The organism is Henriciella aquimarina (genome assembly GCF_002088975.1).
GTDB lineage: Bacteria > Pseudomonadota > Alphaproteobacteria > Caulobacterales > Hyphomonadaceae > Henriciella > Henriciella aquimarina.
In genome coordinates this window covers 1-8,738 of record NZ_NCST01000081.1, presented here as the reverse complement: position 1 = coordinate 8,738, position 8,738 = coordinate 1, and the positions used below count along the sequence as shown (strand labels likewise).

Below are 8,738 nucleotides of genomic sequence, written 5' to 3'. Positions count from 1 at the left end.
GCTCAGCAACTGTATTGGATGTCATGTTTTCTGAGTTTTGCGTTGAGGATTGTGAGGAGTTTTCTGGCGATAGCGATGAGGGCGAGCTTTGGAGGTTTTCCAGCGGTTCGCATGGCGCAGTAGGTCTGCTTGAGCCTTGGGTGATGGCGCGAGGCTGAGAGGGCGGCGAGGTAGAGTGCTTCGCGCACCCTTGCGCGCCCGCCCCAGACCCGGCGTTTTCCCCTGAAGCTTCCGCTTTCATGGGCATGGGGAGCAAGGCCTGCAAGGGCTGCGATGGGTCTTCGGGCCAGGTGTCCGAGCTCTGGCAGGAAGGCGAGCAGGGCTGCGGTTGTGACCGGTCCGACGCCCGGTTCGCTGGCGATGAGGCGGGCCCGGCCAGCCAGGGTGTCATCGGCCTCGATATGGACCGCGATCTCCTTGTCCATGGTGACGATCTGTCGGGTCAGGCCTGCGATCCTGGCTTTCAGCCGCCGCACCAGCGGGCCGCAGCGATAGCGTTCGAGCTGGTTGAGACAGGCTTTTCGGGCTTCAACAAGATCATGCCGGTAGGCGTGAAGCTCGCGCAGGACCTGCACGCCGGGTGCGGGTGGGACGTGCACCGGCAGGCTGATCTGGCCGGCCATGGCCGACAGGAGCCGGGCATCGACACGGTCTGTCTTGGCCAGCACGCCAGAGGCGCGGGCAAACTCGCGCGCCTGGCGCGGGTTGACCCGGTACATCCGCACGCCAGCCTGGCTCATCGCCCGTTCGAGCGCTTCGCCATAAGGGCCTGTGGCCTCGAAGACGATGGATGGGGGAGCCAGCAGACAGAGGGTATCGAGCCCTGCCGCATCATTGGACAGCCGGTGAAAGCAGCCGTCACGCGGATCGAAGACATCGAGATGCGTCTTGGAAATATCGACGCCGAGAGCAGGGTGTGACATGAAGAAAATCCTGTCCTTGTCATACGGGGTCGGCTGTCACCGCCCCTGGCAACTGTTCAGGCGACACAACTGTCGTACCCGGCAGGCGAGCCCCTGGCTGAGCCACGATCCGTCAAATCAAGGATGAGAACGGGGTCTCGCCTGCCACCCCTCTATCGCACACTTCAAACAGACAAGGATGAGGCCTGAAGAAGCGGCCTGCTATAGCGCTCACCCTGAGCGAGGTCGAAGGACGAGCGCGGGCTTCAGAGCCGTTCCAGCAGGCCGGGCAGCCGCTCAATGGTCGCGATCTGGCGGAAACGCTCCTGGCCTTCCGGCGGCTCGGCATGTTCCAGGTCCCAAGTCAGGTCATGGGGGACATGCACGCCCCAGCTGCCCGCCTCGATAGCCGGGATGACATCGGACTTCAGCGAATTGCCGACCATCATGGCCGCGTCCGGGCCGCCTTCGGTCTGGCCGAAGATGCGGGCATAGACGTCGGCTGTCTTGTCCGACACGATTTCGACCCCGTCGAAATAATCGCCGAGGCCCGACTGGGCGAGCTTGCGCTCCTGATCGAACAGGTCGCCCTTGGTGATCAGGATCAGCGAATAGTCCGGAGCGACCGCCTCCAGCGTGTCATGCACGCCGGGCAGCGTCTCGACCGGATGAGACAACATCGCCCGGCCGGCCTCGAGGATTTCCTTGATCGTGGAAGCGGGCACCTTGCCGCCCGTCACCTCGATGGCGGTCTCGATCATCGACAGGGTGAAGCCTTTCACGCCAAAGCCGTAAAGCCCGATATTGCGCCGTTCGGCGGCCAGCAGCTTGTCGCCGACATGCCCCGGATCGGCATAATCGGCCAGCATGGAGTGAAACTGCTCCTGGGTGAGCCGGAAGATGCTCTCATTGTGCCAGAGCGTATCGTCGGCATCGAAGCCGATTGTCGTAATCGAGCGGGCCATGGCCGGGGAGGTACACGCGGCGGCCGGCCTGCGCAATGCACCACTCCGTCCTCTCTTTTTTGAGGGCTTGAACCCTGTGCGGGGTGACGCTGCGCCTGCTGACGATTATGCAGCTCCGTGATCGCCATCAACGCCGTGAGGACCTCAGCCCCGTGAAATTCCAGCTTATCCGCCTGTTCCTCGTCTGGCTGTCGGTCTTCGTGCTCGTCACGGCCGGCCTGCTCCTGCTCGCGCATTTCGCGCCGGGCATGTCGCTCTGGCTCAGATCTTTCGTGCTGACGGTGATCATCGTGCCGTGCATCATGTATTTCATCGGGCCGTTCGCCGCCCGCATCGCCCGGCAGGCGACCCGGCCGGAAGAACAGCCCTAGACCGGACGCGCGAAAGCCCCCGCCTGTTCAGGGGCAGGCGGGGGCCTCACGCGCGAAGGGCATCCGACGAGGAGCCCGGTCAGTCGCCCTTGCGCTGTTTCACTTCCTCTTCCTGGGCCACGGCGCGGTCTTCGGCATCGAAGACGATGTCGGCCTCCTCGCCCTTGCCATAGTCGCGGGACTTCTTGGCCAGGCGCGACATCGACTCCTGCATGGTGCCGGCGCCCATCGCCATGGATTTCTGCGCCGAGATGCCGACGCCTTCTGCGTCATCGAACTTGGCGAATTCCGCGCCGAGGAAGACCACTTCCCAGCCCTTCGCCTCGACCCGGTCGAGCGCGGCCTTCGCGCCCTCCTTCGTGATCTCGCGCGAGGAGTTTTCCAGCCCGTCGGTCATGATGACGATGACGGCCTTTTCCGGATTGTCGGCTTCGGCGGTGGCAACGATCCGGCCGATGGCATCGAAGAGCGGGGTCATGCCGCGCGGGGCGACCTCGTCATTGCTGACGGCCTGCCACTGGGCCGGCGCCACATTCTTGCGCAGGACGTCGAACTGCAGGCCCTCCTGGGCATCGAACACCGCCACCGTGACGGCAGTTTCCAGGTCGTCGGCCTCGCCCTCTTCGGCCTTGCCCACCTCGGCGGCATAGGCGTTCACCGAGGACAGCGCCTCGTCCCAGATCGACGACATCGACCCGGTCCGGTCGAGCAGGATATAGCTTTGCACGTTGTGTCCTCCAGCAACGGGATCGGATGTGGCCTCGGGCGCCGGGGCCGGTTTGGCTGCCGCGCCGAAGGCCGCCAGGGCCGCCGTGGCTGACAGGATCATTGTCCGTATCATGATGGTCTCCTCTTCCTCCTCGAAGCCCCACCCTAAGGAGCCCCAATGGGAAAAGGCTGCGCCCCGAATGCGGCGGCGAGGGGGCGGGTTTGGGGTAACAGGGTGGTCATCTTCGGGCGCCGGACCGGAACCATTGCGTCCGCTCGCCGGTTTGTTCTGCACAAAAGCAAAGGGAGGACCTTATGGATCCGGTCGCAATTCTCATCTGGCTCGTTATCGGCGGTGTCGCCGGCTGGCTCGCCGGCCAGGTCATGCGCGGGGCCGGCTTCGGCCTGCTCGGCAACATCATTGTCGGCATCGTCGGCGCAGTGCTCGGCGGCGCCATCTTCGGCGCGCTCGGCATCACCTTTGGCGGCATACTCGGCTCACTGCTCGGCGCCTTCCTCGGCGCCTGTATCCTGCTCTTCCTGATCAGCCTGGTGAAACGGGCCTGACGGCAGACACAGCTGACACGAGACGCCCCGGCCCGAACGCCGGGGCGTTTTCATTTCCGCGCCGGAAATCCCGCTTGCCCCGGCGGCGCTTCTGAATATGGTGCGCCGCGACACCAGACCTGCAGTTCCAACGGAGCATGATACCCCATGGCCAGCCCTGCCAATCCGCCGAAGAAAGTCGTCCTCGCCTATTCCGGGGGGCTCGACACCTCGATCATCCTGAAATGGCTGCAGACGGAGTTCGGCTGCGAGGTCGTCACCTTCACCGCCGATCTCGGCCAGGGCGAGGAGCTGGAGCCGGCGCGCGAGAAGGCGCTGCAGATGGGCATCAAGGAAGAGAACATCTTCATCGAGGATTTGCGCGAGGATTTCGTGCGCGACTATGTCTTCCCGATGTTCCGCGCCAATGCTGTCTATGAAGGCGTCTACCTGCTCGGCACGTCCATCGCGCGGCCTCTCATCGCCAAGCGCCAGATCGAGATTGCGCAGCGCGTCGGCGCCGATGCGGTCTGCCATGGCGCGACCGGCAAGGGGAATGACCAAGTCCGCTTCGAGCTCGGCTATTACGCGCTCGCCCCCGACATCCGCGTCATCGCCCCCTGGCGCGACTGGGACTTCAAGGGCCGCGCCGACCTCATCAAGTTCGCCGAGGAACAAGGCATCCCGGTGCCCGCCGACAAGCGCGGCGAAGCCCCCTTCTCCGTCGATGCGAACCTTCTCCACACCAGCTCCGAGGGCAAGGCGCTGGAAGACCCGGCCGAGGAAACCCCCGACTTCGTCTATCAGCGCACCGTGAACCCGGAAGACGCGCCCAACGAGCCGGAATACATCACCGTCCAGTTCGAGAAGGGCGACGCGACCGGCATCAATGGCGAGGCGATGAGCCCGGCCACGCTGCTCACCGCGCTCAATGAATATGGCCGCAAGCACGGCATCGGCCGGCTCGACCTGCTGGAAAACCGCTTTGTCGGGATGAAGTCGCGCGGCATGTACGAGACGCCGGGCGGCACCATCCTGCTGACGGCCCATCGCGGCATCGAACAGGCCACGCTCGACAAGGGCGCGGCGCACCTGAAGGACGAGCTGATGCCGAAATATGCCGAGTGCATCTATAACGGCTTCTGGTGGGCGCCCGAGCGCGAAATGCTGCAGGCCGCCATCGACCATTCGCAGATGTATGTCACCGGCGAAGTGCGCCTGAAGCTCTACAAGGGCGGGGTCCACCTGGTCGGCCGCTCATCGCCCTACTCGCTCTATTCCGAAAGCATCGTCACCTTCGAGGACGACCGCGGCGCCTATGACCAGAAAGACGCCGAAGGCTTCATCAAGCTCAACGCGCTGCGCCTGCGGCTTCTGGCCGGGCGGGACAAGGAAACGGGGCGGAATTAGGCTTGCGCCAGCGATTGTGTCAACTTTTCTGACCTGGAGCCGAAGGATCCCGACATCCTAGCGATAGTTCTGTTGACTTGCCGAACCCATTGTCTGTCGTTCACAACTTCCATGCTGAAGGGTGCGTTTGGCGATCCCAAGACGACTGCAAGTCCCGAAGTAATCGGAAACACTATTCCTCTGAGCGGATGAGCGGAAGTTTGGCCTGGCACAGAAACGGACGCCACGGGCAGGCTTCCGAGTACAAACGAAAGCCCTAGCGGAAGCGCAACATACCACATTCGCATAGAATTCACTCGGTCCGAGACGGCGGGAATGCGCTCGTATCGACCTGCCACTTCACCAGCTTTTCTTCCATTCTGGGCATCGCCCCCTTTCAATAGAGCAGCAAGCTGCTGATCGCTTAGCGTCGAGTACTCATCACCGGTCATCTTTCGAAAAACAGTCAGAACTTCTACATCCAACGCGCGGCGGCCAGAACTGTATTCGGCTAGTATGCGAGTTTCGTTTATGGTCAGCGATATTCCGCTAGATTTTTCTATCTCCCTTGATGCGATAGCCAACTTTTCTAGGCTGTCTGGTGCCGTCTCATGCTTCAGAAAGTCGGGGGAGCGTCGCCATTGAAGCAGTATGTACTCTCGCAAGAATCTACGACCGGACATACTAAGTTGCGGAGCAATTCCACTGCCTACATCATCTATAACTTTGTCGGCGATATCTTTGTATCTACCTTCGATCTTGGATAGCTCTTTCTCGACCGAGTAGTCTCGCTTCCCGTCGGAGGAAACTAGGGTATTGTGCTGCCTAATGTAAAATATTGACGCGGCGTCCCTGTGCTCTACTCCACGCTGCGGCTTGTCACGATCATAGTACCAAAATTTGCCGTCCTCGCTCTTGAAGCGTTCGATATGTTGCTGAGGGACGAAGTGATGTTTCTTGGGATTACTCAACGAGATTTCCTTATTCCTGTGGCCCGCAGACTGAGTCGGCATCGTCAACTTTAAGGCTGAATGGGCATATCCTGCCATTCAGCCATAGCCAGCCTCTTTCAATCTGATTTCGCCGGTCAAGGGTATACTCCTGCGGACGAGAAGCGCCCTTGACCGGCGAAATCAGATTGAACACCGCGCCTCACACATTTCGAATCCGCGTTGACACCCCTGCCCTACCCCGCTATGTCCCCGCTCCATGATACATATGACGCTCTATTATTGTTGCTCCTAGCACCCTGACGCGCCCCATCGGTGGCGCGACCTGAGCCATATGGTCTTCAACCCTTACAATCGATCGCTGACGCCTGATCCGGGCTGCTTGCTCCCAGCCGCGCTGTAAACGCGGCCCCGTTCACCAAGACAGGGAGTGGCCACGGTGAGAGGTTCGATTCCTCGGCAGCCCACCAGGGCGCTTTGCGATCACACAAACAAAAACGGCCGCCGCCTCCATGCCGCGCTGCAATCGCGGTCCCTTTCCAAGGTGGAGTGGCAGGGCAATGGGGTTCGATTCCCCGGCGGCCGTCCACTTCTCAATCCTGCGAAGGGACAATCGCTCCCCCCTTCGACCCGCATTCGCGGGCCACTTCCCCCGCAGGCGGGGGAAGAAAGGATCACCCCCCAAGCGTCCTGATCACCTCCCCCGTTCACGGGGGAGGTGCCGGCAGGCGGAGGGGGGACGCCACAGGCGCTGCCCTTAGCCGCGATGGCCTTTATCCTCCCCCCAAACCTTACAGCCAGCCCCATCGACAAGGGCCCCGGCTTCCCGGCATATGAGGGGCAAGCGTTCTCAGAAGGAGACACCCATGCCCATCCGCACCGCCCTTGCCGCCGCGCTCGTCCTCATCGCCGCCCTGCCCGCGCTCGCGCAAGCAGACAGCCACGATGTCTTCGGCACCTTCTTCACCGAGGAAGGCACCTCGCGGGTGACCATCGAGGATTGCGGCGACGGCAGCCCGTGCGGGCGGGTCAGTTGGATCGATCCGGACTCGCTGGACGACGGCAAGACGCCGGAAACGGCGAAGACCAAGGCGGGTGAACCGGTGCTCGGCCTGCTGATGCTGCACAGCTTCGAGAAGAAGAAGCGCGACTGGCGCGGCGGCAAGATCTACGATCCGAAGGAAGACAAGACCTATTCCTCGCGGCTGAAACGGCTCGAGGATGGGCGCCTGCAGGTGAAGGGCTGCGTCGGCCCCTTCTGCCAGACGCAGGTGTGGCGCGAATATACCGGCGGCTAGAGGCCGTGACATCGCGGGTGCGCTCGCCTAGCCTGTTTCCCGAACGACGTGTGGGGAGACGCCGATGCTGAAACCGTTTCTGGCCGGGCTGGCGGGCCTTGGCCTGATGGCGCCGGGGGCGCTGGCCGATGAGACGCGCGATCCGGAAGCGGCCGGTCGCTACTGGTTCCAGGCCGCCGAAGTCTGCATCCAGGCCGGGGAAGACACAGAGGTGACGCCCGAGGAGCAGGTGAAGCTCTGTTCGGAGCTGCTCAACCTGATGAAAGCCAAGTTCGACCAGCCGGACTATGCGCCGCAAAGCCCCTATGAAGCCAATTTCTACTGGTTCGCCCGCGGCGCCATCCAGGCCCAGCTTCAGGGCGCCTTCGGCGAGATTGACGGGGTGCGCTCGAAACGTGTCTGCGAGCGCGTCGAGGCCCAGGCCGCCGCCTTCGCGAAGATCGACAACACCGCCTGGCCGCAGGACTATCGCGACATGGCCGACCGTGTGAACGAGAGCGTTGAGGGCCCGCTCAAACGGTGCCGCCACGAATTCCCGGCGGGCTAGGCCCAAGACCGCCCGTCTCTACGCATTCCTACGGATTGCCGCGCGCCCGCGAGAGGCGGAGCGTCGATGCGCGAGGCTGCAAGAGGGAGGCACTCCATGGGCAATCTTACCGTCGATCCGCTGGCCATTGGCGCCCTGATCGGTTTCGGCTGCCTGATGCTGATCATGATCGGGCTGGTCGTCTGGCTTGTCCTGAAGGCAGGCAAGAAACCGGGCGAGCTCTAGGTTGTGGACTCATAAACCCTGGTCCAGAGTCGCGTTGAGGCGAGGGCGATGGCTGCGAGGAAGTTCCTTGCGAGCTTGTCGAAGCGTGTTGCGCATCGTCTGAAGTGCTTGAGTTTGTTGAAGTATCGCTCGACCAGATTGCGCTGGCGGTAGATGTCCCTTGCGACTGAGCGCTGGACTTTGCGGTCCCGCTGGGTGGGAATGTGAGCCTCCGCCCCGGCCGCTTCGATCTGCTCGATCAGGGCACGGGCGTCATAGCCCCGGTCGGCGACGACATGACGGGCCTGCCTCAGGCTGGCGATCAGGGCGGCCCCGGTGGCCTTGTCGCTGGCCTGGCCGGGCGAGAGCGCCAGGCGGATGGGCAGGCCGGCCTCATCGACCACGGCATGGATCTTGGTGCTCAGTCCCCCGCGAGAGAGACCGATGGCGTGATCCGGCCCCCCTTTTTTCCGCCTGCGGCGTGCTGGTGGGCGCGGATGATAGAACTGTCGATGAAGGCCATGGATTCCGGGCTCTGCTGCGCCAAAGCGTTGAAAACATTGATCCAGACGCCAGCCTTCGCCCATCTGTTGAAGCGGTTGTAGACCGTCGTGTAAGGGCCGTAGCGTTCCGGCAGGTCACGCCAGGGCGACCCCGTCCGCAGAATATAGAAGATGCCGTTCAGCACCCGGCGGTCATCGGTCCGCGCCACCCCGCGCGGCTTGTTCGGCAACAAGGGCGCAATGATCGCCCACTCCGCATCGCTCAAATCAAAACGGGCCATGAGACACCTCCTTCAAGGCAAGTGAATCATGACCCGTCCAATATGGGAATCCCGCTTATGGGTACAGAACCTAG

General features: G+C 62.7%; 11 protein-coding genes and 1 tRNA gene. 7 read left to right on the top strand and 5 right to left on the bottom strand.

Annotation, left to right across the window (positions count from 1 at the left end; genetic code table 11):
- Positions 1-2: 2 nt before the first annotated feature.
- Together B8784_RS13110 and B8784_RS13105 are read right to left on the bottom strand one after the other, a co-directional pair.
- Positions 3-923, bottom strand: coding sequence for a transposase (locus tag B8784_RS13110; RefSeq protein ID WP_084396516.1), 921 nt, complete (start codon positions 921-923; stop codon positions 3-5).
- 245 nt (positions 924-1,168) lie between these two features.
- Positions 1,169-1,867, bottom strand: coding sequence for an HAD family hydrolase (locus tag B8784_RS13105; RefSeq protein WP_084398399.1), 699 nt, complete (start codon positions 1,865-1,867; stop codon positions 1,169-1,171).
- Positions 1,868-2,019: 152 nt separating this feature from the next.
- Here B8784_RS13105 and B8784_RS13100 point away from each other — a divergent pair, with 152 nt between their 5' ends.
- Positions 2,020-2,238 carry a hypothetical protein gene (locus B8784_RS13100; protein WP_143435474.1) on the top strand — a complete coding sequence of 73 codons (219 nt, stop codon included), beginning with the start codon at positions 2,020-2,022 and terminating at the stop codon, positions 2,236-2,238.
- A 79-nt stretch (positions 2,239-2,317) separates the two neighbouring features.
- On the opposite strand, the gene B8784_RS13095 is transcribed toward B8784_RS13100, so the two are convergent.
- Entirely contained in the window at positions 2,318-3,079 is a 762-nt protein-coding gene (locus B8784_RS13095; RefSeq protein ID WP_084398397.1) for a vWA domain-containing protein, read from the bottom strand.
- A gap of 182 nt (positions 3,080-3,261) precedes the next feature.
- Here B8784_RS13095 and B8784_RS13090 point away from each other — a divergent pair, with 182 nt between their 5' ends.
- Both B8784_RS13090 and B8784_RS13085 read left to right on the top strand, forming a co-directional pair.
- Entirely contained in the window at positions 3,262-3,513 is a 252-nt protein-coding gene (locus B8784_RS13090; RefSeq protein WP_084398396.1) for a GlsB/YeaQ/YmgE family stress response membrane protein, read from the top strand.
- Positions 3,514-3,660: 147 nt separating this feature from the next.
- Positions 3,661-4,902, top strand: a complete 1,242-nt coding sequence (locus tag B8784_RS13085; RefSeq protein ID WP_084398395.1) for an argininosuccinate synthase — start codon at positions 3,661-3,663, stop codon at positions 4,900-4,902.
- On the opposite strand, the gene B8784_RS13080 is transcribed toward B8784_RS13085, so the two are convergent.
- Positions 4,899-5,852 carry a DUF4238 domain-containing protein gene (locus B8784_RS13080; protein ID WP_158085679.1) on the bottom strand — a complete coding sequence of 318 codons (954 nt, stop codon included), beginning with the start codon at positions 5,850-5,852 and terminating at the stop codon, positions 4,899-4,901. The two genes, B8784_RS13085 and B8784_RS13080, sit on opposite strands and share 4 nt — an antisense overlap.
- A 354-nt stretch (positions 5,853-6,206) precedes the next feature.
- Here B8784_RS13080 and B8784_RS21630 point away from each other — a divergent pair.
- The 4 genes from B8784_RS21630 to B8784_RS22080 all read left to right on the top strand — a co-directional run bounded on the left by B8784_RS21630 (position 6,207) and on the right by B8784_RS22080 (position 7,901).
- Positions 6,207-6,301, top strand: a tRNA-OTHER gene (locus tag B8784_RS21630).
- A gap of 396 nt (positions 6,302-6,697) precedes the next feature.
- The gene (locus B8784_RS13075) at positions 6,698-7,129 is read left to right on the top strand and encodes a DUF2147 domain-containing protein (protein WP_158085678.1); all 432 of its coding nucleotides are present in this window, start codon (positions 6,698-6,700) and stop codon (positions 7,127-7,129) included.
- A 64-nt stretch (positions 7,130-7,193) separates the two neighbouring features.
- Positions 7,194-7,676, top strand: coding sequence for a hypothetical protein (locus tag B8784_RS13070; RefSeq protein WP_084398392.1), 483 nt, complete (start codon positions 7,194-7,196; stop codon positions 7,674-7,676).
- 96 nt (positions 7,677-7,772) lie between these two features.
- Positions 7,773-7,901, top strand: a complete 129-nt coding sequence (locus B8784_RS22080) for a hypothetical protein (RefSeq protein WP_267889989.1) — start codon at positions 7,773-7,775, stop codon at positions 7,899-7,901.
- On the opposite strand, the gene B8784_RS13065 is transcribed toward B8784_RS22080, so the two are convergent.
- A protein-coding gene (locus tag B8784_RS13065; RefSeq protein WP_407646482.1) for an IS5 family transposase occupies positions 7,898-8,664 on the bottom strand; the annotation gives its coding sequence in 2 pieces (ribosomal slippage) (positions 7,898-8,355 and positions 8,355-8,664; 768 coding nt in all). The two genes, B8784_RS22080 and B8784_RS13065, sit on opposite strands and share 4 nt — an antisense overlap.
- Positions 8,665-8,738 lie beyond the last annotated feature (74 nt).